The organism is Myxococcus vastator, assembly GCF_010894475.1.
GTDB classification, from domain to species: Bacteria; Myxococcota; Myxococcia; order Myxococcales; family Myxococcaceae; genus Myxococcus; species Myxococcus vastator.
In genome coordinates, this window is sequence record NZ_JAAIYB010000941.1 from 1 (window position 1) to 631 (window position 631).

1 protein-coding gene is annotated in these 631 nt (G+C 75.0%); it reads left to right on the forward strand.

Going from position 1 to position 631, the window contains the following annotated elements; all coding sequences use genetic code 11:
* Positions 1–613 (forward strand): extracellular solute-binding protein (locus G4D87_RS38455; RefSeq protein ID WP_163787675.1); only part of this gene is annotated, 613 nt, incomplete at its 5' end.
* Positions 614–631 lie beyond the last annotated feature (18 nt).

The window sequence follows — 631 nt, forward strand, 5'->3', positions numbered from 1 at the left end:
GGATGACGCGCCCGCGCGTGAGGCGCTCGCGTATCTGCGAGGGCTGGTGGAGCGCGGGGTGTCGCCCGCGACGGTGACGGGCTTCTCGGAGGAGGAGGCGCGGCGGGTGTTCCAGGAGGGGCGCGCGGTGTTCATGCGCAACTGGCCGTATGCGTGGAGCGAGGCGCAGAAGCCGGGCTCGCCCATCCGCGGCAAGGTGGGCATCGCCCCGCTGCCGACGGTGAGCGGCGCGCCGGGCGCGGGGGCGCTGGGCGGGTGGCAGCTGGCCGTGAATGCCCATGTGTCGCCGGAGCGGCGGAGGCTGGCGGCGCGGCTGATTGCGCACCTCACGTCCCCGGAGGCCAACCGGGTGCTGGCGCTGAACTACGCGCGCAACCCGCCTCGGCCCGCCGTGTACCAGGACGCGCGCCTGCGCGAGGAGGCGCCGTTCATCGCCGGGCTGCTGCCCCTGGTGGAGCGCGCGAAGCCGCGGCCGGTGACGCCGTACTACAACCTGATTTCGGATGTGCTCCAGAGCGAGTTCTCCGCCGCCGTGGCCGGGCTGCGCACGCCCGAGGCCGCGCTGAAGCGCGCGCAGCGGCAGGTGGACCACCTGACGGGGGAGGGGCCATGAGCCGGCGGGGGAGCATGG